Origin of the sequence: Phyllobacterium sp. 1468, assembly GCF_031455525.1 — a bacterium.
GTDB lineage: Bacteria > Pseudomonadota > Alphaproteobacteria > Rhizobiales > Rhizobiaceae > Phyllobacterium.
Map to the genome: position 1 here is coordinate 12,176 of NZ_JAVDSX010000008.1, position 21,462 is coordinate 33,637.

Here is a 21,462-nt window from a genome sequence, read left to right on the forward strand (position 1 = left end):
CCCAGCTGGACAGCGCCTCCGGGAACGGCCCGGGGGCGTTGCTGTTTGGTTGGATTGCACCGCTGTGGACCGCATTAGCCGCCCCAAAATGATGCGCAGAGGAAGTCTTATTCGACTGGAGCTGGCTCATGACCCACACCGCCGCTCTCGAAGCGGGCGAAAAGCTGGTGAACGATCTTCACCCGGTCTTCGTTGGGGTAGAACCTGTTGGCCAGGATCACGATGCCCATCCGCTTCTCTGGTACGAATGCGACATAGGCGCCGAACCCATTTGTCGATCCCGTCTTGTTGATGAGGACGTCCTGACGCGGTGACATCGGAGGACTTATCCGCTTGACGGGAAGCGCCGGCCTTGACGTTCTCTGGGAATTGCCTTCGAGCAGCGCGGGAAGCGCGGCCGGATAGTCAAATTGTTCCCATACGAGGTCCTGGGTCATCTCGCCGACCCTGAAATAACCGGCATGCGTATCCCTTATTGCGCGCGCCAGCTTCTCATCCAGCGGAACGAGCTTCATATTTGCCTTGAGGAACTGGACCAGATCAGCGGCCGTCGTTCGCACACCATAAGCCTCCGATGACAGGACCGCATTGCTCATGCGCACGGGCTTGCCCGCTTTCGTGTACCCTTGCGCATAATCCGCCATCCTGTCGCTCGGGACGTTGATATAGCTGTTGGCCATGCCCATCGGTCGAAACAGCTTCTGTTCGACCAGCGTAGGGAAATCCCCTTTCATGCTGTGCGCCGTTATGTAGCCGAGCATGCCAATACTGGGGTTGGCATAGGTCCGGTGTGTACCGGGCAGGTAAGCCGGCTGCCATTCCTTGAAATATTTCAGCATCTGCCGTTCGTTCGTGACGTTGTCCGGTACTTGCAGCGGAAAGCCTCCCGGCGTGTGCGTCGCCAGATGCAGAATTTCCACATCGCCAAAGGGGCTGCCTTGCAGGGCTGGAACGTACTTGCCTGCCGGATCCGTCAAGGCGAGATCTCCGTTGGCTTGTGCGTAGGTAGCCAGCGTGGCGGTCAACGTCTTGCTGATTGAACCGATCTCGAACAGCGTTTTGTCTGTTATCGGCTTGCCGCCATCCTTCGCCATTCTCCCATAGTTGAAAATGTAAGATTTCCCATCAAGAACGACCCCGACAGCCATGCCTGGAATATCGTACTGGCTCATGACCGGTCGCACGGCGTCATTTACCCAGACTTCGACGTTATCCCGTTGATTCTCCGCTGCGCCAACAGGGCTCGCGGTTGTGGCGAAAACGACGGCGGCCGCGATCATTGGAGCAAGAAGTTTCAGGTTCATCAGCTTTCATCCTTCAAAAAATACACGTCCGGTGCCGCGTGACGGCACGCAAGCATCCCTGTCTAAGCCCCGTTCACCAATGCAAGGATGAGCTGGTGGATATTTCCGCCTTCACTAAGTTCAGTTCGATCAAAATCACGGCTGCGCTGACGCTGGGTTTGAGACAGTTCGGAAAGGCGCTTCGTCATCTCCGTTCTGATCTTGGTGCATTTGGGATCATCGGGCACCGACAAGCCGACCGTTGCAGCCTCGATTGATTTTACCATCTCGCGGATCATATCGCCGTGCACGGCTTCATGACGACGGATCCCGGTGATAAACGTCTCCCAGTTTCTGGCAACGGCGTCCGGCAGCTTTCCAGCAGGCTTCGGTATAGTGTAGGTGATTACAAGTTTGGGCTTTGCGGAGACGAGCGTGCAGGCATCGCCCTGGTTTTCGTATTTCCTCGACCATGTCAGGCGGAAATTCGTGTGCGCGATGGCGCTTCCGTTATCACCGGCTTTCGGTCCCCTCTTCCCAATCGATGCGTAAAGCTCGGCGCCGGATTTTCCTGAAACCGCGTAGCTCTCTACTTTTTCCACTGCTTGCCACTCGGCATGTGCAATTGCAGGTAGCAAGGCGCAACAGGCAGCCAGCAACGAAAGTTGGACGGCTGTTTTCACCAGAATCCCCCCGGATCGTCAAAATCGTGAAAATGACGCCTTCACCTATCGGCGTTCGGCGCGCCTAGAGACTTGCTCCCTTCCGCCGGGGCGAAAGGGAGCTATAATACAGTGCCGTCAGTTCGCCGAGGCGAGCGTCATCGACGTGCCGGTGGCGGCAAGATTAAGACCAATCTGGCCCGTCACACTGATGGCCTGAAGATGGATCGAGCCTGCCGTGCCGCCAAACAGCACGTTGGTGCCGATGCCGGCGCCGACTGTCGCTTCCGCCGTAGCGCCGCGATAGATGCCGCCGAGCGAGCCATGATGGTAGCCGGCTGTCGGTGCGAACACGGCCCAGATAAGCCGGCTGCGTGTGGTGAAGCCAACGTCAACGCCGAGCTTCTTGATTGCGCCGCTGTAGTGGTCCGAACGTTCGCCGCTAAGGCTCGAGCGGAAATCGCATTCAATCTCCTTGGCCGAGCCAAGCACATAACCAATGCCGCCGCCAATAGTGCAATCGAGGTAGCCGATCTTCACACCGCTGCGCAGATCCGGTTCCTGATAGGTCCGGATGGTGTCCGCCGCCTTGGCAGCCATCGTGCCCGCGAGAGTTAGCGACGCTGCCGTGAGTGCCATCGCAAGAATCTTTTTCATAATTTTCTCCTTTTAGTATGACCGGTGCACCGCAATCGGTCGTTCAGCCGACAAATTCAGCAAGCTGTATAGGTCATCAGATATGTGAGGGCGTAGTAGCAGACAGCCGCACAGTTCAGCGCCATTGGGACATTTTGAAGGCATTGTGCTGGTCGGATTTGCTGTTCCACAATTCGCATCCCACTGTGCTCATCTGGTCACTCCTTGTTGGTAAAACGGGCATTTCCGAGGCCTGTGCCTATCGTCACGACGCCCCAACGCTCAACGTCTCGCATGAACGGAACCTGTGAGAGCCCCTGCACCACCGCATCATTGTGCATGATGACAAAGGTGGGATGGTCGCCGATTTTCGGAATGGCTTCAACGAGAGCCGCCGGAAGATTGAAATTCTTGCTCTCCCAATTCCCGCCGGGAAGATTTTGCCCGCCATTCGCGATGGAACCGTCCGGCATGATCGTACCTGGACAAGCAATTCCAATGACCGGCGCCGGCATAAGACCCGCCTTTTGGGCTTTGGCGACGAGGCGTTCCAACACGCTTACGATGTGCTCTACGGTTGTGGTGCGGTTGGGCTCATCATCGGCGTGGCGCCAAAGTTCCGATTTCCAAACTCTGGCTTTCGATAGATCGGCTTTGTCTTTGCTACGTGTTTCGATAACACCAGCGCGAATGTTAGTGCCGCCGATGTCAACGGCGATCAGCGAATCGTGACCCTCAAGCATCCAGGCGGGCATGAGTTGTACTGCACCGATAAGTCCGGCTTCATCCGGATGATGCGCGATCGGCAAAAGCTCGATTTTCAAGCCATCCGATTTCAAGAGCACCATCGCCCGGGCAATGGCCAGTTCCCCGAAAGCGCTTTCTCTCATGCCCCCGCCGACGACGACGCGTTCAGTGCCCTTCCAGCTTTTTTCCTTCAGGAACCGGGCAAGCACCTGGGCGAGCTCACCGGCGAAATCATCGACAGCGCCGAGAATGAGAGCGGCCGCTTCCTTGTCCTTACCCTGCACCAACGCATCGATCTCTTTCTTCGACAGATCCTTTGTCGGCGTATTCCCAAGCGGATCATCGCCGCCGTTTCGGATACGTTTGCGCCAATCGTCTAGTTTCTGCTGGAACGCCGATTTACTGGCCTTGTCGCCAATGAAACCGTCCTTGTCGCGCAGCTTCAAATTGTAGCCGTCGACCGTTACCGACGGCAATGAAGGGGCGCCGTGCGCAACTGGCACAGGATTATCCTGTTTCAAGTTGTCCTGGTGTTTCGTCATGCCTGCCCCTTGCACAAATTTCTACGATGATCGTGACAGGAACGCGGCGGCTTAGCCGAAGTTCCAGCCGGATGTCGCACTCACTTGTGATCGTGCTCGTCATGAACGGGGAGATCAAGGCCGAAAGTCGTGACCAGATCGGCGACCTGGGCAGGACTGAGGTAACGTGGATTGAGGTTGCGCAAGAGGAGATAAAGCTTCGCTGTCTCTTCCAGCTCTTCGGTGGCAAAAACGGCGGCTTCCAGACTATCGCCAGCCACAACGGGGCCATGATTGGCCAGAAGCACGGAGGAATATTTGCCCGCAAGCCCACGGATCGCGTCGGCAACTGCAGGATCGCCGGGCCGGTAATAGGGCACGAGGGCGGTCTGGCCGGCGCGCATGAGATAATAGGGTGTCATTGGCGGCAGTGCGGCGCGTGGATCGATCTCCGGCAGCATTGTCAGGGCAACGGCGTGCGTCGAGTGAAGATGGACGACCGCGCACGCACTTCCGCGAGTTTCGTAAAGGGCGCTGTGCAGCGGAATTTCCTTGGTCGGCTTATCGCCTGAAACCAAGGCTCCTGCAGCATCGAGACGAGAAAGCCGGGCTGGGTCCAGAAAGCCGAGCGAGGCATTCGTCGGTGTCACCAGCCAGCCGCCATCATCAAGCCGCAACGATATATTGCCCGACGAACCGGGTGTCAGCCCCCGCTCGAATAGCGAACGCCCGTATCGGCAGATTTCCTCACGCAGGCGTGCATCAGACATTCGAATCCTCCGGTGTCAGGCAGTTGCACCTTCGATCAACTCAAAACCGAGATCGATAACCTGTGATGGTGCGTTGTCCACGATGAGCTTTGCCGCCAACTGCCCGGTGGCGACGCGCGGCGTGCGTATCGTCGACAGGGCTTGCGGCATAACCCGGCCGAGATCAAGGCCATTATAGCCAAAAATCGCCAGTTGGGACGGGATGACAATTCCTAGCGCCAAACAGTGGAAATAGCCACCGAGCGCCATATCATCATTGGAAAAGTAGACGGCGTCGAGGTCAGGGGTTCTGGCCAGCAGAAGATCGAGACCCAAACGCCCTCTTTCGACTGACGAAGCCTCCCGATAAATTTCCCGATCTGCAAGCGGCACGCCATTCGCACTCAATGTCTCGCAGAAGCTCGAATAGCGTTTGCCGGCACGGGTATCGCGGTCGAGATCATGGCCGACATAGCCTATCCGGCGATAACCGCGCTTCAACAGGAACTCGGCGCTCGCACGGCCGGCGGCGCGGTTCGAAAAGCCAACGGCAAGGTCCAGCGCGGTACCATCCACATCGAGCATTTCCACCACCCGGCAATTGGCGGCGCGCAGCATTTTGATCGTGCGCTCGGTATGTTCGTAGCCTGCCAGCATCACGGCCGCAGGCCGCCAGGCGAGCATAGAAGCAACCAGCGCCTCCTCCCTTGCGGGATCATAATCAGTGACAGCAAAAACCGCCTGATATTGATGTTCCTCAAGCGTTGCGCCCGCGCCTCTCAAAACATCGGCAAAAACGATATTGGACAGTGACGGTATGACAAAGGCGACGAGGCGAGACCCGGTCGAGGCCAGCGTACCGGCGATGCGGTTCGGCACATAACCGAGCCGCTCAACGGCTGTCATGACACGATCCCTTGTCTTGCCGGAATAAGAGCCATGGTTTCTTAAGACGCGCGAAACCGTGCTTTCTCCAACGCCGGCCGCCTCCGCGACCTGCGCAAGCGTTACTGCCGTCTGATTTCTGGAGGTACCCATCCCTCTTCTATTCTTTCCAACGCGCGGTCGACAGACAGCATTTGCCTCAACTACTTCCCTAGTAAAGTTTTTTTGGCAGCGCTACCATTTTATGGTTGGCAGCGCTGCCATCCGTGGTTTATCACTTCAGGGGCGATCGTTGGATCCCGTGGTGCGCCACTCGGATAACCCCAGACCGGAGGATATGTTTATGTCAGAGCCCAATGCGGTCCGCCAAAATGCCGTTGTGGCGGCGGTAATCGGACTTGGTTCAATGGGGATGGGGATGGCCAAATCCATGCACCGTGCCGGTATTGACGTGATCGGCTGTGACATTGCACCCGCGGCCGTCGATCGGTTCATAGCGGATGGCGGGCGTGGCGCGACCACAGCCGCCGGCGCCGCCAAAGGTGCCGATATCGTTGTGTCCGTGGTCGTAAACGGTGCGCAAACCGAGGCCATACTGTTCGGGCCAGACGGCATCGCCGCTACAATGAAACCCGGCGCTGTGTTCATCTCGTCCGCAACGATGGATCCTGCTGTCGCACGGGATCTTGCGCAACGAGTCGAGGCTCTCGGCCTTCATTATCTGGACGCCCCGATATCCGGAGGCGCGGCAAAGGCGGCGAGCGGCGAACTGACGATCATGGCGTCAGGCTCCAGACAGGCCTTCGAGCTTGCCCGTACGGCTCTTGATGCCATGGCAGGCAAGGTCTACGAACTCGGCGATGCAGCCGGAGCCGGTGCGGCCTTCAAGATGGTCAACCAGCTGCTAGCCGGCGTCCACATCGCCGCCGCCTGCGAGGCAATAACCTTCGCTGCCAAACAGGGGCTCGATCTCGACAAGGTATATGAGGTAATTACCGCTTCCGCCGGCAACTCCTGGATGTTCGAAAACCGGGTACCGCACGTGCTGGCGGGAGACTATACACCCCTCAGCACGGTCGAGATTTTCGTCAAGGATCTTGGCATCGTCCAGGATATGGCACGGGCAGAGCGTTATCCGGTGCCGCTCGTCGCTGCGGCTTTGCAAATGTATCTGGCAGCCTCCGGTGCCGGCATGGGTCACGATGATGACGCGTCTCTTGCACGGATATATGCCAGCCTGTCCGGTGCAAGGCTGCCGGATGCGAAACCCAAGGGTTGAGAAGGAAAGCGCTGATGCCGGTATTTGCCGCCAACCTGTCAATGATGTTTAACGAGTGGCCGTTCCTTGATCGCTTCACCGCTGCTGCCGATGCCGGTTTCACTGCGGTTGAATATCTGTTTCCCTACGAGTTTCCGCCCGAAGCGATCTCCGAAAGGCTCGTCCGCAACAATCTTCAGCAAGCCCTGTTCAACCTTCCCCCGGGCGACTGGGCCGCGGGTGAGCGCGGTATAGCCGCGCTGCCCGGGCGGTTCGATGCCTTGAAGTCGGATGTGGAGCGGGCGCTCGACTATGCATTGGCGACCGGCGTAAAGCGGCTGCACCTGATGGCCGGCATTGCGGATCCCCATGACGAGACGGCCCCATCCTGTTACCGGCGCTCGGTCACCTACACAGCCGGCCAGCTTGCCGAAGCCGGTATCGACCTGTTGCTCGAGCCGATCAACGGGCGGAACATGCCAGGATATTACCTCAATGATTTCAGCACAGCCGAAGAGCTCATCACCGAACTCGATCTGCCGAACCTGAAACTGCAGTTCGATATCTATCATCGTCAGATCATGCACGGCGATGTGGCCATGGCCTTGCGACGCCTCATGCCGATCGTGGGACACATCCAGATTGCCAGCGTTCCCTCGCGCCACGAGCCAGATGGGGAGGAGTTGAACTATCCCTATCTGTTCGGTGAGATCGACCGGCTTGACTATGGCGGTTTCATCGGCTGCGAATACATCCCGAGAGCCAAAACACTGGATGGCTTGAACTGGTTCGAACCCTTCAGACGGAGCTAGACGATGGCTATCTTGCTTGGATCAATCGCGGATGATTACACAGGGGCGTCCGATCTCGCCAATACGCTGACGAAAAGTAGCCTGCGTACGATCCAGACCGTAGGCATACCCGACGCCGCGTTGGACCTGCCCGACGTCGATGCAGTCGTGGTCGCGCTGAAGATCCGCTCCGTGACTGCAGCGGATGCTGTGTCCGCCGCATCGCAGGCGTATCGATGGCTGGAGGGGCATGGTGCCAAACACGTAATGTACAAAATCTGCTCGACATTCGATTCGACGGATGCGGGCAATATCGGTCCGGTCACTGAAGCACTCCGTAACATAGCAGAAAGCGGGACAGTCTTCGTGACGCCGGCCTTTCCGGAGACGGGGCGCACGGTCTATTTCGGCCATCTCTTCGTTAACGGACAACCGCTGAACGAAAGCCCCCTGAAAGATCATCCTCTCAATCCGATGCACGATGCCAATCTGGTACGCGTCATGGCAAGGCAGTCGCAGGGTACCGTGGGCCTCGTCGATCTGACGACGGTCGCAGGCGGGCCGGCGGCTGTGAAGGCGCGTCTCGACAGCTTACGCATGCAGGGCTTCACCACAGCAATCGCCGACGCAATCGTTGAACGCGATCTCGAAACACTCGGTGATGTCGCGGTCGAAATGGGGATCTCAACCGGAGCATCCGGTCTGGGGCTTGGACTTGCCCGCGCTCTTGTAAAATCCGGTCAGGTGCCATTGCAGACGGGAACGACAGATGGTGCCATGCGTCCCGTCGGCGGACTGGCCGCCATTGTTGCCGGCAGCTGCTCCCGGGCGACGCTCGAGCAGCTGGAAGTTGCCGAGCGGTCCATGCCCGTTCTGAAGCTCGACAGCGAAAAGCTGATTGCAGGTTCAGACGAAATAGCCGCGGCTCTTAGCTGGGCTGGCGAGCGCATTTCAGCTGGTCCCGTCGCTATCGCGGCAAGTGCGTCACCCGAAAGGGTTTCCTGGCTCCAGTCGCGATACGGACGTGAGGCATCGGGCCATGCGATCGAGACCGCAACGTCGACTATCGCAGCCGAACTCGTGGCAAGGGGCGTACGGCGTCTGGTGGTCGCAGGCGGCGAAACCTCAGGCGCAGTGGTGGATCGGCTTGCCATTCCGGCTTTCCTGATCGGGCCCGAAATTGCACCGGGCGTGCCAGTCCTGCGTACAGTGGGGAATGCGCAGGGAGATATGCTCATGGCTCTCAAATCGGGAAACTTTGGAGGCAAGGACTTCTTTGCAACCGCTCTGACCATGATGCGTTAAAGACAATAGCGCGGGCAGTTGATGGAGGCGGCGATGACGACCGAACCCAAAGCATTGATGGTTCACATCCGCGGAAGGGTGCAGGGCGTAGGTTTTCGCTACTGGACGCAGTCGGAGGCAAAAAAGCTCGGCCTGAGCGGCTGGGTGCGCAATGGCAGTGACGGCTCGGTCACCGCCCGCATCGCCGGGCCGGAACAAGCTGTATCCACGATGCTGCAACGCTTCAAAGAAGGACCGCAAGCAGCTTCGGTTTCGAGCGTCACCAGCGAAGCCGTCGATGGCGACCAGCCGACTGACGGTTTCAACATCGTCAGTTAGGACTGATCACTACGCTCAGGGTGCCGCGTAAGACCAATCCGCGGGAACAATACCCGAGTCGATCGCTCTTCCCGCGTAATATTTCCAAAGCTTGTGGACATGTCTGTCGCGATTGAACGTACGTCCAAAGTCTTCCAGTTCGCCCGCCGTAAGCGGCTCAACCTCTCCCAGCATGTGGGCGTCGTACAATGCCTTGGCGTTCTCAACGAAGTGGATCGAATCGATCAAGAGATGCTTGACCGATTCGGCGACAATCACCTGACCATGAGCCCTGATCTGCAGCGCCTGCTTTTGCCCCAGCGTCTTCGCGAGCGCTCTGCCAAGAGTGGCATCGCTCACGTGACTTGGATCCGGGTGAACGGGAATACCGCTCGCCCAGCGGATTGCATGGTTTTTGACAGGCAAAAGCGGCCGGTTCTTAACAATCGTGAACGTCGTTGCGAGATCATCGTGGAAATGCGCGACAGCCTGAACATCCGGCCTTGCCCGGAGTATTTCGGTGTGGAGGTACACTTCAGCCGGGGCGCGAATACCTTCCGGACCGGCCACCACGACACCATCGAGATCACAGATCAACAGGTCGTCACGCCGCAAGGAAGCACGGCTTTGATCGAACGACTGGATCAACAGATGCTTTCCGTCCGGCAGCCGCGCACTCACATGGCCGCTATAGCCAAGAATGTCGAGACTGTTGAGGATAAGCGTACAAGCGGCGACCTCTTCGCGCAATTTCTGCTCAACACTTCCAGACAGGGGTGGCTGATTAATGGTCATTGTAGCTCCTGGGCATAGATTTCATGCGCATCATTCGAACAGCATGCCGCGGTAAAGGGGGATGGAGAGGATCATCTCGAAGCTGAGCCAAAGGAACAGTGCGATCGAAGCTGCGATCAGGATACTGAACTTGACGCTCTTGCGGCCCTCGACGATCATGTAAGATGCGACATAGGCCGGCACTGCAGGGAGAATGCCGACTATCATGACGGCAGCTGTAAATGCAGCGACCCAACCGACGGCCAATAGTTCCTTTTGCCCTGAAGGATGTTCTTCGCCTTCATCGCCTGCCGACTTCGGAACGCCCGGCAACCCGCTTGCCGGGTTGAGATAGCGCCGGACCAATTCTCCGGTCGAGGTCGAGGTCCGCGAAAGTATATCCAGCGCAATCAAGACGATCAGGACATAACCGATGAGAAGCGGGACCTCACGCGAAGCCGGAGGATAGCCATAGGCCGCGACAATGAATATCAGCGTAACCGCAAGAAACACCAGCGGCGGGCCAAAATTCTCGGCAAGCGCCGAAAAGCTCTTTCGTGGAGCGCTCATGATACTTCCTCGACTGAATGGCGCCGCTGCAAGAGCGTGCGTATCATTGGATAGGTCAAAGCCATGACGATCAGGGCAAACAGCAGCGCGGAAATCGGCCGTGTCACGAAGATCGACCAGCTGCCACCCGAGATCATCATCGCCTGCGCGAAACTGCGTTCGGCAAGCTCGCCGAGCACCAATGCGATGACCAGCGGCAACCGCGGATAATCGAAACGGATCAGCAGATAACCGATCACGCCGAAGACAAAGGCAAGCACGATGTCGCCGGGCAGCGAGTTGTTGGCGTAGGCACCGACGAACGAGATCGCAATGACCGACGGAACCAGGATATGCGCATCGAGCCGCGTAATCATCGCGAGAGGCCGGACCATCATCAATCCGATCACCGATGCGAGAATCGACGACAGCGTAAGGGTGAGAATAAGACCGTAGATCTCTGCCTCATGATGCAGGATCATCGTTGGTCCGGGTTCCATCCCGTGCAGCACGAGAACACCGAGCAGCACCGCCATTTCGGCTGTACCGGGAATGCCGAATGCGAGCGTCGGGATGAGGTTGCCGCCATCCTTGGCGTTATTGGCGGCCTCCGGTGCGATCACGCCTTCGATGTTGCCCTTGCCGAAGCTTTCCGGATTTTTGGATGCCTGAACCGTACTGAAATAAGCGAGGAACGCAGCAACGGTGCCGCCGACGCCGGGTATGGCCCCCACTAGCGTTCCGATCAGCGAACCGCGCAGAAGGGTCTTCCAATATTTGAACGAAGCCCAGACGCCATCGAGTGTTCCCGTCAGGCCGACCTGCCCCTTGTCCTTGGCGATCGAGCCGCCCTTGGCCGAAAGCTCGATCATTTCAGGAAAAGCGAACAGGCCGATCATCGCCGGTGCGAGCGGGATGCCTTCCCACAAATGCTCTAAGCCAAATGTGAACCTCGTCCCGCCATTGACATTGTCGAAGCCGATAAACGCGAATAGCAGCCCGATGCCGCCGACGATCATGGCGCGAAGCATGCGCCCTGGTGCGCAGGCTGCGATCGTCACAAGGCCAAGGGTTGCCAGCAGGAAGAATTCCGATGGACCAAAGGCAAGCACGATCTTCTTGGATATGGGAATAACCAGCAACAACGTGAACACGCCGATGACCCCGCCCACCGACGAGGCGCTGGCGGAAGCACCAAGCGCCAGTCCTGCCTTGCCTTGTTGTGCGAGCGGATAGCCATCGAGACAGGTTGCTGCATTTGGAGCGCCACCCGGCAGGTTGATAAGGATCGACGTGACCGACCCACCGAAGGATACGGCGCCCATGAGCCCGCCGGCGAGCGAGAGTGCTGAATAGGGATCAAGACCGACCGTCATCGGTCCGAATACGGCAAGCGCAGTGGTGCCGCCCATACCGGGAACGACACCGACGACAAGCCCAATCAACATTCCAATGGTCAGGAAAAGCAGAGACTGGAATGTAAATACGTTGCCAGCAGCGGTTAGCGCGACATCAAGCATGGATATTCCTCGAACAGATTACAGCCTAGTTGGCAGGACCCAGATACTTGCTGTAGCGCTCGTAGAAGTTGAATTGGCCTTCCAAGATTCCCTTGGCGGATGCTGCATCGCCAGGTTCGACCGCAATGCCGCTTTCCCTCGACCATGTCGCCATCGCCGGGTCCTGCATCGCCGCCATAAGGCTCTCGGAAAGGGTCTTGGCCACCTCTGGCGGCAGATCTGGAGGACCGGCTACCAGACGTCCGACTGACAGTTTCGACAGATCGGGCTGGCCCATTTCGATGGCGTTTTGAGCGCCCGGTACCGACGATTTTTCCTCGAAGGTTCCGATGATCCGCAATTCGCCGGATTCGACGAATTTCTCCATGACCGGCAGAGGACCGATCACCGCATCCCCGTCGCCGCGAATGACCGCGAGCACATAATCATTGCTGCCCTTGTAACCCGAGATGATTTCACGCTTGATACCAAGCATGTCGGTGGCAATCATTGTCGCCGAATAGGCGGTCGACGAAGGTCCCGAGGCGGTGAATTTCACCGGACGATCAAGTGCCTTCAAATCCGCGACCGTTTTGTAGGGCGACGCTGTAGGCACGCCGACGCCGTAACCATCCTGTCCGAAACTGCCGAGCCAAGTCATCTTTTTCAGATCATACTGCAGATCGCTGTCGCCCCGAATCTGTGGAACAAGCATGCCCGGTATGTTGAAGATGCCGATCGTGTAGCCATCGGGTTTTGCGCGATAGACCTGTGCGGCGCCCCGCGCACCCCCCGCGGCTGGAATGTTTGTCGGGACAATGTTGACGGACTGCGGCAGGTGACGCTCAAGGATTGGCGCAACGGCCCGCACGTAGGTGTCGAAACCACCGCCCGGGCTGACGGGTATGACGAATTGGATGTTCTTGGCCGGAAAATCCGCAGCCATCGCCACAGGGGCAGTCACCATGCCGACGCAGGTGGTAAGTGCTGCGAGCAACTTGTTCATTAATCTCTCCTCCATGTCCTCCGCGGGGAACGTCACATCGTGACCTAGCGGTGACAAGAACAAATTTTAGCTATCTGCCCCATGGAAATTAGCTGGCAAGCTTCGATCGATTCGATCAGGCTATGTGAATCCCGTAGAGTGTCGCGAGTTCATTGCCACCTTGCCAGACCATGTCGAGGGCGACGTAGACGATGATCGCCAAGCCAATCCAGCCAATCCACTTGTATCTGTTGAGGAGCTTCGCAACGAACGACGATGCCAGTCCCATCAGCAGAACGGACAGGATCAATCCGAATATCAGCGCGTGCATATTTTCCTTGGCCGCCCCGGCGACAGCCAGCACATTGTCGAGGGACATGGATACATCGGCAAGTATGATCTGAAAGATGGCCTGGCGGAACATCTTGGGTTTGATGGCGAGCGCGCCGCCGCCATCGACTGCTGCACGATGACCTTCATCATCCTCCCTGGAAGCACGTAGCTCCTGCAGCATCGTCCAGCAGATCCACAGGAGAAGCAGGCCGCCGGCGAATGTGATACCAGTGATTGCGAGGAGCTTGACCGCCGTCACTGCGAAAACGATCCGGATGACCGCAGCCGCCGCAATGCCAGCGGCAATGGCCTTGCCACGCAGATCGTTGGCGAGACCTGCCGCCGCCATGGCGATGACGATCACGTTGTCTCCTGACAGAAGCACGTTGATCATAATCACTTCGAAATAAGCGGTAATGGTGGCTTGATCTAAATGGAACGGCATCGTTGGGTAGTCTCGCTTTAGTTGTGGGTGAAACGCATCACAGTCTGGGGAATTGTCCGCCTGATATAGGCGCTAACTGGCGACGCTCGATTTCTCATAGTCCTGCATACGCGTCTTCAATCTGGTTTCCAGGATGGCCAGAAACGCGCGTACCTTCTTTGGTACGAACCGGCTCTTCGGATAGAATGCCTTGATCACCCGATCAGAAACGACGTCTCCGTCAAAAATCGAAACCAGTTGCCCCGTCTGGATTTCAGCAGCAACGCTATAAAGTGGCAGGCGCACGATGCCGGCCCCTTCAACCGCTGCGAGCAAAATCGCGCCCTCAAGGTTGGAATGAAACGTTCCGTCGACAGGAACGGCAACATCCTCGCCATCGGATCTGATTTGCCAGATCTTGGGATCTCGTTTCTGCGTCATATGGACAAGGCAATTGTGGTTTTGAAGATCGAGCGGATGATTCGGCATTCCATGGCGAACAAAATAACCCGGCGCCGCACAAATGGCATAGGGGGCCGGGCCGAGTTTGCGTTCGAAAAGGCCGCTGTGAAACGACTCATCATCTTCAAAATGACGACTGCCGACGACGACGTCCACCCCTCGCTCCATGAGGCTCACCGAATTCACGCTGACGGTAAGTTCCACTTTCACGGCAGGGTATCCCGTATTGAAATCGATGATGGCCGGGACGACCAGCCCCTGCCCTACCCCCGGTGTGGTGTGTATTCTGAGATTTCCGATCAGCTCACTGCTGAGCCCGCTGGCATCCGCCTTGGCCGCATCTAGTTCCGCGAGTATCCGGACGCAATGTTCGAACAGCACACTGCCAGCGTCGGTCAGAAACACCTTGTGCGTCGAGCGGTGCAGCAGTGTCAGGGCCAGAGAATTTTCGAGCTGAGTGACGTGTTTGCTCATATAGGACGGCGACTTTGCGAAGATCTTTGCCGCTTCGGTAAAGCTGCCATACTGGACGACACGTGTGAATATAACGATGTCATTGAGGTCCAGCCCATCGAAACTTGACCGGGCAGCACCGGCAGACTGGCTCGGTTCCTGGGCTTTTGCCATTACCTGTCAACCGCTGCAGATCATGAAAAGAGCAGCGACTTGATGACGACCGGGATCACACCGGGCGGGTCGATAAATTCGCCGAGATCGACAAAATCCAGATCCTTGAGCTGCACGCCGTCGATGGAAACCAGGTTTGATCCAAGATCGAGTTCTTTCTCGAGAATACGGCCGATCGTCTGCCCGATATCGCCGTCGATCACCAACACCAGCAGTTCCTCGCGCTGTCCTGCCGGTGCCGCTACCGACTTGATGGCGGTGGCCATGGCCAGAAGCCGCGGATAGTCCGGCAATCCACTCCATGAGAATGCCAGAGCCAAGGGCAGTGACAGATCCCGGTCCTGACGTTCTGCACTTGCCTTGAAAATCCCTGCGATCTCATCGGCGTCGATGACTTCGGGTAAAGTGGTCCCCAAGTGAACGACAGGAATATTATGGGCAGGCAATGCTTTGATGCCGCTCATGTAGAGCGTCTTGCCGCTAACCTGAACGGTGAACTGCGACGCTCCAATGACCGTTGCCCTGATGCGTTGCCCTGCGTCGATAACCGGCACGTCGATGCGCGGACCCAGCTGCGCCACGATCTCCTGTGCCAGAGTTTGTGCGATGTCTCCGTGATCCTCGGTCTCATAACCAAAAATATATTCGGAAACGCCGCCCGAGAACGTGATGTAAGTCGGCGTGACAGCTCTCTCCAAGGCGTCGGTCAGCAGCAATTTCTCGCCGAGATCGTCAAGCGGCTGTCCCAAAATCTGATCGACCGCAAGCGCGGCGAGCCGCTTCGTGATGGCTTGGCGGGACGCTTCGTCGGGCAATTCATCACCGGAGATTTCTATACCGAACGATTGCGCGACGATCCTTGCCGACTCGTCGATGCGAGACCATTTTCCATGCTGGTCTTTTGCCAGCAAACGTCCGCCGACGGCGAAAGCGGCAACGCTGAGGATTTCCCCCTTGTCGATGAGCGCAAGTTTGGTCGTGCCGCCTCCAATATCAACGTGAAGCCCGCAAGCATTGCGTTTTCTCGAGAGAGCCGTAGCGCCCGAGCCGTGTGCAGCCAGGATGGATTCAAGTTTGTGGCCAGCGGTTGCGCAAACGAATTTGCCCGACTCATTCGCGAATATTTCATCGATCGCGCGGGCGTTCGTCCGTTTTATCGCCTCACCGGTCAATATGACCGCGCCTGAATCAACATCGGCCCGCTTGTAGCCGGCATCGTGATAGCAATGATGGAAGAAATGGCGAAGCTCATGGGCATCGATCGTGCCGTCTGGCAGGAAGGGCGTGAGGAGAATGGGCGATCGCCACAGAACAGTGCGTTCGACAACCACAAACCGGCTCGACAGATCATCCTTCTCCCGCTGCAGAACGATACGGGCAAACAGCAGGTGCGAGGTGGAACTGCCGATATCGATACCGACTGTGAGAAGTTCGAGGTTTTCCTGTTCCCAAATCGACCGCGAAATCGCCAGCTGATCGGATTCCGACAAATCCTCGTGCTCGTGGTCCAGATCAAAATCGTGCACGCGTTGCTCCTGCTATACGAATTGCAATGGAAGTCGCGCCGGTCAGCGCGACTTCCTCAACGAAGAACTAGATGGCCGGTCCCACCAGAACAGGGGTCTGGATGACACCCGTCAGCGATTCCTTGGGCAGCGCCAATACTGCGGCTTCGTCGAAGGTGTCGCCCATGGCAGACGGCACGCCCGTCTCCTTGAGCGCCTCCAGGAATTTGCGATGGACGCGCGGATCCTGATCCTCGTACTCGATCTGGCGGCCGCCGTCCTTCACCGACGTTGCGCCCTTGCCCTCCGCACTTTTACGCCGGAGTGATATGAAGGGGTAGCGTCGGCTTCCCAAGCTGCACGCGACATAGCGCGCTGGTTCAGGCCCCGTGTTGAAGTGCTGATGATACATCCAGAATGGCGGCGTATACATGAAGCCGTGCTTCCACGGGAACTCCTTGAACTCCGACTCGCCCTCGTACCAGAGCAGCGAATAGCCCGTACCATCGACCGCATGAACATGTGTACCCGCGGCGTGGCGGTGTGCCTTCTTGTACCGGCCTACGGGCATCTGCGACACGTGCGCGTGCATGGTGCCATCGGCAAGCACGAAGTTAACGTTGAGCGATCCCTTGCCTCGTCCTTCGAACTCGTAAAGCTTGAAGCTGGTGAGGTCATGAACGAAATTGGTTTCCCAGACATTCTGGATCTTGCGGGCTGACTCGGTCCCGTAGGAATAAAGCACCCCTTCGCCTTCGAAGTGCTTCGACTGCCCGGTCCGTTCGGGAAAGGCGAAGTCGTTTTTGAAGATGAAATCCAGATTGTGATAAAGATTGATGCTCAGCGGAGCATCATTCGTGCATGACAGCCGCACCGGTTCGCGCCCCGATCCGTTGTGTATCTGGTAAGCGCAGTTCAGCGGTATGGCGAACAGCGCCTTCGGTCCCCATTCGAAGGTCCGGACTTCGCCGTACGGCAGCCAGACTGTCGTCGAGCCATATCCGGAGAGTACGAAGAAGAATGCTTCATAGAGGTGCTTGACGGGACTGGTCTTGCGCCCGGGCAAAACCTCGATGACATAGTTGGCCATGAAGTCGCCCATACCTACGGTATGCGCAAAACAACCGCGGGCATCGTAACGATCCCATGGTCCTGTCTCAAGTTCGAGCAGGTCGTGACCAAAATCGAAATGGATAGGGATTCCCTCACCCGTCGACCAATCCTTGTAGGGGTCTACCAGAAATTTCGAATTGTTCGGGTCTTGAACCGCAACGGGTTCGGAAGCAAATGTCGTCGCTTTTTCAGCACTGGTCGCCATAGAACTCACTCTCGATTTACGTTTCTATTCCTGATTGCGGAAGTATCCGTTTCTGGCCGGGGCTTCGCTATCGCCATTTCGGAAAAACCGTCTTCCCGTCAGCCAACGCCGCCTTCCGACGCGGACAATGGCCGCACCACCCTGCCGAGATAGCTTGCCTCAGGCCCATACAGCAGTGCTTTGACATCATCGGCATGCAACGTCTTGATGATCTGATCGACTTGTCCGGAAAGCGGCAGCATCAGGCCGCCCTTCTGGGCAAGGTCCAGCGTCACGTCCATATCCTTTTCCTGCCAGGTGAAGCGCGTGCTGTCCCACCGGCTGAGGGTGCCGTTGGTTCCCGGGCATTGCAGGAGCACTTCGCGCATTCGCTGTGCATCGATCCCGTAACGCTTGGCGATCAGCAGCGTCTCGAAGTTGGCCACGCAGTGAACCCAATGCAGGAGGTTGTTGCAGGATTTGGCAATCTGACCGGCTCCGCGTGGCCCTACGTGAATGAGGTCGCGGCTGTAGCTCATCAATACTGGCCGAATGCGCTCGATATCTTGTTGCGAACCGCCGCACAGCGAAAGCAGGGTACCTTCGCGGGCGCCTGAGGCTCCGTAGACGACAGGCGCGTCTACAAACCGCTTGCCCCTGGCTTCGATCTGCAGTCCGAGCTCGAGCATTGTCTCGGGGCTAATAGTGGCGGCTACGACGATGATAGCTCCGTCGGCGGCGTTTTCGGCCAGTTCCTGCGAAACGTCGATCACCTGTTGATCCGTTGCCACAACAAGAATGAACACATCCGCCACATCGGCCAGTTGGGCGAGGCTTTCCTTCGTTGCGAGGCCGCGCTCGCGAGCCTTTCCGAGTTTTTCCTGGTTGACGTCGAAGACAGCAACTTCGATGTCATGGTCGAGTATGTGGCCGGCCATCGCCAGCCCCATCTCTCCAACTCCCACGACTCCAACCCTCATGTCTGCCTCCCCATAAGTCGATACTCCAACGGTTCACCCGGCATGTTGGGTGATGATGTCGATCAGCGCGGGAACACCGCTTTTGACCTGCGCTATCGCCCGGTCGAGCGCACTGGCGATGTCCTTGGCATCTTCGATCGGGCCCTCGGCGTACCAGCCAAATCCGCGGGCTATCGTGGAAAAGTCCGGGGCCGGATCCATGATGTCCATGCCGATATAGGCGCGTTCGACGGGCGTTCCTCGCTGGCGCGCCACGGTGATCTGGTGCTCCCAATCGTTGTAATAGGCGCGGTTATTGTGCATGACGCAAAGGAACGGCACTTTGTGTTTTGCCGCAAACCAAAGAGCACCGACATCGAACAGCAAATCGCCATCGGTCTGGCAATCGACAACGAGACGCCCGGTGCCGCGATGGGCAAGCGCCACGCCTGTCGCCATGCCGATCTGTGTTCCTGTTCCGAGCGCCTTGCCGGGCCAGCGGTAGGGGGTATCGAAGTCCCAGAGCTTCAGCGCCCAGTCCTCGAATGCGTTGGTCGTTAAAACCCAATCCTCATGCTGGATCTTGTTCCACACTTCGGTGGCGAGCCGGGGCAAAGTGATCGGGCTTGCATCCCAATCGACCTTTGCCTGTTCACGCCATTTCGCCCGCTGTGCGTCATGCATTTCGGCAACAGCCTGCCCGCGTTCCGTAATTTTCCGGGCAAGTTTCGCGTCATCCCTGGCACGCTTGCCAATGATCGATGTCAGTGCAGGCAGGGCAAGAGCCGTATCGGCGAGCACGCGCTGCGCGCATTCGGGAAACCGCTGATAGTCGGTTGCCCATTTCGAAATCTCGATGTCGGCAAAGCCAATATCCAGCCACTCGCAATGCTCGGGGAATAGCGGCTTCAGCGTACGATTGATACGATCATTTTCGTGCGTTGGCCGCTCCCAATCCCGGCAGTCGAGCAGGGTAATGAGATCGGCCTGTTTGAAGACATCCCGGTTCATCCGCATGTCGAGCGAATGCTCCGTTGGAAAATTAAGCCGCCATTGCGTGTCGGCGACGGGGGCGCCTAGCGTTTCCGCAAGGGCAACCATGTCCGAATAGCCGTTCTTGTCGCGACCGACGAATTGCGGCACCAGCACAGGCCAATCCGCTGCGACCAAGCGGTCTGTGGCCTCTTCAAGTGCGGCGGGATCGGGAGCGATCCGGCTCGGTGTTTTCGTGGATTTCAGCGATGGCAACGCAATCGGTTCGGATAACGGCGCTTCCTGCAAGGCGGCATCGTAGCACATGTAGATCGGGCCTTGCGGCTCGGTCATCATGATCGAGTAAGCGCGGGCAAAACTGTCCACAATGCCGCCCATGCCGCCCGGCTGATAATCCCATTTCACATAGTCGCGGATCTGCGTCCCCTGAACGTTCGCCGTGTGGGCCCAATCGACCCGGGGTCGCCGCTTGCCCTCGTCCATCGGCCCGGTAGCGCCGATAACGAAGACCGGGGCGCGATCCGTATAGGCGTAGTAGATACCCATGGTGGCGTGCAGGAGACCGACGACATTGTGTACAATGACAGCCAAAGGCTGGCCGGACGCTTTCGCGTAGCCATGCGCTATCTGGACCGCGATTTTTTCGTGCTGACACAGCAGCATTGGCGGCTCATCGCCATTGTGGTTGACGAGTGAATCATGCAGCCCGCGATAGCTGGCGCCAGGATTGAGCGTTATGAAGGGAAACCCATATTGCTTGATCAGGTCAGCAATAATATCGGATTGCCACCCGAGTCCGTCATTCTGCGTCACTGATGCTGTTGGCGCCGAGCTATCCATCTTCAGTCCTTGTCCCGTTGAGCAAATTTAGGGCGACCAAAGTGGTCCGGTCGCCCCATGTCGGAAGAAAGTTCTGCTATTCCTTCTTCAGAGAATCTTTGAGGAACTGGACGATTTCCGGCGTCTGATCCATGGCCGTTTTCACGGAATCGCCCACGGCATCGCCGATCAGCGGATCAAGCGGCAGACCGAGCGTCTTGGCTTTGGCGATAAATTCGGGATCGGACGTTGCCGCGCCATAGGCGTCGCGCAGCACTTTCAGGCGATCGGCTGGAATGCCCGCAGGTCCAGCGGTCAATCGCGAAATATCGCTCTGCGATTCAACCAGCGCGATGGCCTTCTTGCCCTCCTCGCTCGTAACCATCGAGGCAAGCTGCGGAACGTCGGACTCGGAGCCGCCGATCTGCGCGATGAACTTGCCATTTCCGTCATCGACGAACTGCTGGAACGTCGAGCGCGACCCAACGATGCCTTGCACTTCGCCGCGGCGCATCGCCAGCTGATCTTCATTGCCGTTGTAGCCGGTGATGACCTGGATTGGCAGGCCGATCGACTTGACCAGCATCGTCGTTTCGATCGTCGACGCGCTGCCAACACCGGCGGCCGCAAACTTTATCGGTTCCTTCAGGTTTTTCAGCTGATCGAAGCTCGTGATTCCGGAATCCTTCGAAACCACTATGACGCGCGGATCGGAGGATACCTTGCCGATCCAGGACATTTTGGTCAGATCGAATTTGATGCCGGGATCGCCGGCCAACTGTCCATAGATAAGGCCGGTGTTGAAAGTACCGAAGGTTAGACCGTCCGGATCGGAAGCATAGATATAGTTTGTGCCGATGAGGTGGCCGGCGCCTGGCATGTTCTGCACGACGAACGTCGATCCCGGCAGGTGCTTCTGCATGAACTCCGTGATGAGACGGCCGTTCGTATCGTAACCGCCGCCGGGGGCCGTCGCGACGATATAGGTCACGGTTTTACCCTTGTAGAAGTCGGCGGCATCGTCCGCCAGCGCTATCGCGGACCCGAGCCCGGCGACTAAGACGGCACCTAGAGCTGCCGCGCGAATTGATTGTTTGATCAT

The 21,462-nt window shown here is 57.8% G+C and carries 21 protein-coding genes; 4 read left to right on the forward strand and 17 right to left on the reverse strand.

Annotated elements, in window-relative coordinates; translation table 11 throughout:
* Positions 1 to 107: 107 nt before the first annotated feature.
* The 6 genes from ampC to J2X72_RS19525 all read right to left on the reverse strand — a co-directional run bounded on the left by ampC (position 108) and on the right by J2X72_RS19525 (position 5,636).
* The gene (ampC, locus tag J2X72_RS19500) at positions 108 to 1,304 is read right to left on the reverse strand and encodes a class C beta-lactamase (RefSeq protein WP_310074681.1); all 1,197 of its coding nucleotides are present in this window, start codon (positions 1,302 to 1,304) and stop codon (positions 108 to 110) included.
* A 62-nt stretch (positions 1,305 to 1,366) separates the two neighbouring features.
* Complete coding sequence (locus tag J2X72_RS19505; RefSeq protein WP_310074683.1) at positions 1,367 to 1,966, reverse strand: DUF922 domain-containing Zn-dependent protease; 600 nt, start codon at positions 1,964 to 1,966, stop codon at positions 1,367 to 1,369.
* Positions 1,967 to 2,083: 117 nt separating this feature from the next.
* Positions 2,084 to 2,602 (reverse strand): DUF992 domain-containing protein, encoded by a 519-nt coding sequence (locus tag J2X72_RS19510; protein WP_310074686.1) that lies wholly within the window; start codon positions 2,600 to 2,602, stop codon positions 2,084 to 2,086.
* 197 nt (positions 2,603 to 2,799) lie between these two features.
* Positions 2,800 to 3,870 carry an ROK family protein gene (locus J2X72_RS19515; RefSeq protein WP_310074688.1) on the reverse strand — a complete coding sequence of 357 codons (1,071 nt, stop codon included), beginning with the start codon at positions 3,868 to 3,870 and terminating at the stop codon, positions 2,800 to 2,802.
* An 80-nt stretch (positions 3,871 to 3,950) separates the two neighbouring features.
* Positions 3,951 to 4,619 (reverse strand): aldolase, encoded by a 669-nt coding sequence (locus J2X72_RS19520; RefSeq protein ID WP_310074691.1) that lies wholly within the window; start codon positions 4,617 to 4,619, stop codon positions 3,951 to 3,953.
* Positions 4,620 to 4,634: 15 nt separating this feature from the next.
* Positions 4,635 to 5,636: a LacI family DNA-binding transcriptional regulator gene (locus J2X72_RS19525; protein WP_112531474.1), complete on the reverse strand. Its 1,002-nt coding sequence runs from the start codon at positions 5,634 to 5,636 to the stop codon at positions 4,635 to 4,637.
* A gap of 190 nt (positions 5,637 to 5,826) precedes the next feature.
* Between J2X72_RS19525 and ltnD the strand changes: the two genes are divergently transcribed.
* From ltnD to J2X72_RS19545, 4 genes are read left to right on the forward strand one after another with little or no spacing between them, the layout of a single operon-like run.
* On the forward strand, positions 5,827 to 6,762 hold the full coding sequence (gene ltnD / locus J2X72_RS19530) for an L-threonate dehydrogenase (RefSeq protein ID WP_112531473.1): 936 nt from the start codon (positions 5,827 to 5,829) through the stop codon (positions 6,760 to 6,762).
* Positions 6,763 to 6,776: 14 nt separating this feature from the next.
* On the forward strand, positions 6,777 to 7,553 hold the full coding sequence (gene otnI, locus J2X72_RS19535) for a 2-oxo-tetronate isomerase (protein ID WP_310074696.1): 777 nt from the start codon (positions 6,777 to 6,779) through the stop codon (positions 7,551 to 7,553).
* A gap of 3 nt (positions 7,554 to 7,556) precedes the next feature.
* Positions 7,557 to 8,837 (forward strand): 3-oxo-tetronate kinase, encoded by a 1,281-nt coding sequence (otnK, locus tag J2X72_RS19540; RefSeq protein ID WP_310074698.1) that lies wholly within the window; start codon positions 7,557 to 7,559, stop codon positions 8,835 to 8,837.
* Between the two features lie 33 nt (positions 8,838 to 8,870).
* Positions 8,871 to 9,155: an acylphosphatase gene (locus J2X72_RS19545; RefSeq protein WP_310074700.1), complete on the forward strand. Its 285-nt coding sequence runs from the start codon at positions 8,871 to 8,873 to the stop codon at positions 9,153 to 9,155.
* A 15-nt stretch (positions 9,156 to 9,170) separates the two neighbouring features.
* Here the strand turns inward: J2X72_RS19545 and J2X72_RS19550 are convergent, their stop codons facing one another.
* The 11 genes from J2X72_RS19550 to J2X72_RS19600 all read right to left on the reverse strand — a co-directional run bounded on the left by J2X72_RS19550 (position 9,171) and on the right by J2X72_RS19600 (position 21,462).
* Positions 9,171 to 9,929: a class II aldolase/adducin family protein gene (locus J2X72_RS19550; protein ID WP_112531469.1), complete on the reverse strand. Its 759-nt coding sequence runs from the start codon at positions 9,927 to 9,929 to the stop codon at positions 9,171 to 9,173.
* 30 nt (positions 9,930 to 9,959) lie between these two features.
* Positions 9,960 to 10,478, reverse strand: a complete 519-nt coding sequence (locus J2X72_RS19555; RefSeq protein WP_112531468.1) for a tripartite tricarboxylate transporter TctB family protein — start codon at positions 10,476 to 10,478, stop codon at positions 9,960 to 9,962.
* Entirely contained in the window at positions 10,475 to 11,977 is a 1,503-nt protein-coding gene (locus J2X72_RS19560; protein ID WP_310074704.1) for a tripartite tricarboxylate transporter permease, read from the reverse strand. Before J2X72_RS19560 ends, J2X72_RS19555 begins: the two co-directional genes overlap by 4 nt.
* A 25-nt stretch (positions 11,978 to 12,002) precedes the next feature.
* Positions 12,003 to 12,962, reverse strand: a complete 960-nt coding sequence (locus J2X72_RS19565) for a tripartite tricarboxylate transporter substrate-binding protein (protein ID WP_310074707.1) — start codon at positions 12,960 to 12,962, stop codon at positions 12,003 to 12,005.
* Positions 12,963 to 13,077: 115 nt separating this feature from the next.
* Positions 13,078 to 13,719: a YjbE family putative metal transport protein gene (locus J2X72_RS19570; RefSeq protein ID WP_310074709.1), complete on the reverse strand. Its 642-nt coding sequence runs from the start codon at positions 13,717 to 13,719 to the stop codon at positions 13,078 to 13,080.
* Positions 13,720 to 13,791: 72 nt separating this feature from the next.
* Positions 13,792 to 14,787, reverse strand: a complete 996-nt coding sequence (locus tag J2X72_RS19575) for a LysR family transcriptional regulator (RefSeq protein ID WP_183663034.1) — start codon at positions 14,785 to 14,787, stop codon at positions 13,792 to 13,794.
* A 20-nt stretch (positions 14,788 to 14,807) separates the two neighbouring features.
* Positions 14,808 to 16,313: an ethanolamine ammonia-lyase reactivating factor EutA gene (locus J2X72_RS19580; protein WP_210283542.1), complete on the reverse strand. Its 1,506-nt coding sequence runs from the start codon at positions 16,311 to 16,313 to the stop codon at positions 14,808 to 14,810.
* 67 nt (positions 16,314 to 16,380) lie between these two features.
* Positions 16,381 to 17,610 (reverse strand): hypothetical protein, encoded by a 1,230-nt coding sequence (locus J2X72_RS19585; RefSeq protein WP_310074714.1) that lies wholly within the window; start codon positions 17,608 to 17,610, stop codon positions 16,381 to 16,383.
* 98 nt (positions 17,611 to 17,708) lie between these two features.
* Entirely contained in the window at positions 17,709 to 18,569 is an 861-nt protein-coding gene (locus J2X72_RS19590; protein WP_310074716.1) for an NAD(P)-dependent oxidoreductase, read from the reverse strand.
* A 33-nt stretch (positions 18,570 to 18,602) separates the two neighbouring features.
* On the reverse strand, positions 18,603 to 20,381 hold the full coding sequence (locus J2X72_RS19595) for a thiamine pyrophosphate-binding protein (protein ID WP_310074718.1): 1,779 nt from the start codon (positions 20,379 to 20,381) through the stop codon (positions 18,603 to 18,605).
* Positions 20,382 to 20,457: 76 nt separating this feature from the next.
* Entirely contained in the window at positions 20,458 to 21,462 is a 1,005-nt protein-coding gene (locus J2X72_RS19600; protein WP_310074720.1) for a tripartite tricarboxylate transporter substrate-binding protein, read from the reverse strand.

Excerpts from the sequence above, each read along its gene's own strand:
- ampC (WP_310074681.1), bottom strand. The coding sequence starts at position 1,304 with ATGAACCTGAAACTTCTTGCTCCAATGATCGCGGCCGCCGTCGTTTTC.
- J2X72_RS19510 (WP_310074686.1), bottom strand. The coding sequence starts at position 2,602 with ATGAAAAAGATTCTTGCGATGGCACTCACGGCAGCGTCGCTAACTCTC.
- J2X72_RS19515 (WP_310074688.1), bottom strand. The coding sequence starts at position 3,870 with ATGACGAAACACCAGGACAACTTGAAACAGGATAATCCTGTGCCAGTT.
- J2X72_RS19520 (WP_310074691.1), bottom strand. The coding sequence starts at position 4,619 with ATGTCTGATGCACGCCTGCGTGAGGAAATCTGCCGATACGGGCGTTCG.
- J2X72_RS19525 (WP_112531474.1), bottom strand. The coding sequence starts at position 5,636 with ATGGGTACCTCCAGAAATCAGACGGCAGTAACGCTTGCGCAGGTCGCG.
- ltnD (WP_112531473.1), top strand. The coding sequence starts at position 5,827 with ATGTCAGAGCCCAATGCGGTCCGCCAAAATGCCGTTGTGGCGGCGGTA.
- otnI (WP_310074696.1), top strand. The coding sequence starts at position 6,777 with ATGCCGGTATTTGCCGCCAACCTGTCAATGATGTTTAACGAGTGGCCG.
- otnK (WP_310074698.1), top strand. The coding sequence starts at position 7,557 with ATGGCTATCTTGCTTGGATCAATCGCGGATGATTACACAGGGGCGTCC.
- J2X72_RS19545 (WP_310074700.1), top strand. The coding sequence starts at position 8,871 with ATGACGACCGAACCCAAAGCATTGATGGTTCACATCCGCGGAAGGGTG.
- J2X72_RS19550 (WP_112531469.1), bottom strand. The coding sequence starts at position 9,929 with ATGACCATTAATCAGCCACCCCTGTCTGGAAGTGTTGAGCAGAAATTG.
- J2X72_RS19555 (WP_112531468.1), bottom strand. The coding sequence starts at position 10,478 with ATGAGCGCTCCACGAAAGAGCTTTTCGGCGCTTGCCGAGAATTTTGGC.
- J2X72_RS19560 (WP_310074704.1), bottom strand. The coding sequence starts at position 11,977 with ATGCTTGATGTCGCGCTAACCGCTGCTGGCAACGTATTTACATTCCAG.
- J2X72_RS19565 (WP_310074707.1), bottom strand. The coding sequence starts at position 12,962 with ATGAACAAGTTGCTCGCAGCACTTACCACCTGCGTCGGCATGGTGACT.
- J2X72_RS19570 (WP_310074709.1), bottom strand. The coding sequence starts at position 13,719 with ATGCCGTTCCATTTAGATCAAGCCACCATTACCGCTTATTTCGAAGTG.
- J2X72_RS19575 (WP_183663034.1), bottom strand. The coding sequence starts at position 14,787 with ATGGCAAAAGCCCAGGAACCGAGCCAGTCTGCCGGTGCTGCCCGGTCA.
- J2X72_RS19585 (WP_310074714.1), bottom strand. The coding sequence starts at position 17,610 with ATGGCGACCAGTGCTGAAAAAGCGACGACATTTGCTTCCGAACCCGTT.
- J2X72_RS19590 (WP_310074716.1), bottom strand. The coding sequence starts at position 18,569 with ATGAGGGTTGGAGTCGTGGGAGTTGGAGAGATGGGGCTGGCGATGGCC.
- J2X72_RS19595 (WP_310074718.1), bottom strand. The coding sequence starts at position 20,381 with ATGGATAGCTCGGCGCCAACAGCATCAGTGACGCAGAATGACGGACTC.
- J2X72_RS19600 (WP_310074720.1), bottom strand. The coding sequence starts at position 21,462 with ATGATCAAACAATCAATTCGCGCGGCAGCTCTAGGTGCCGTCTTAGTC.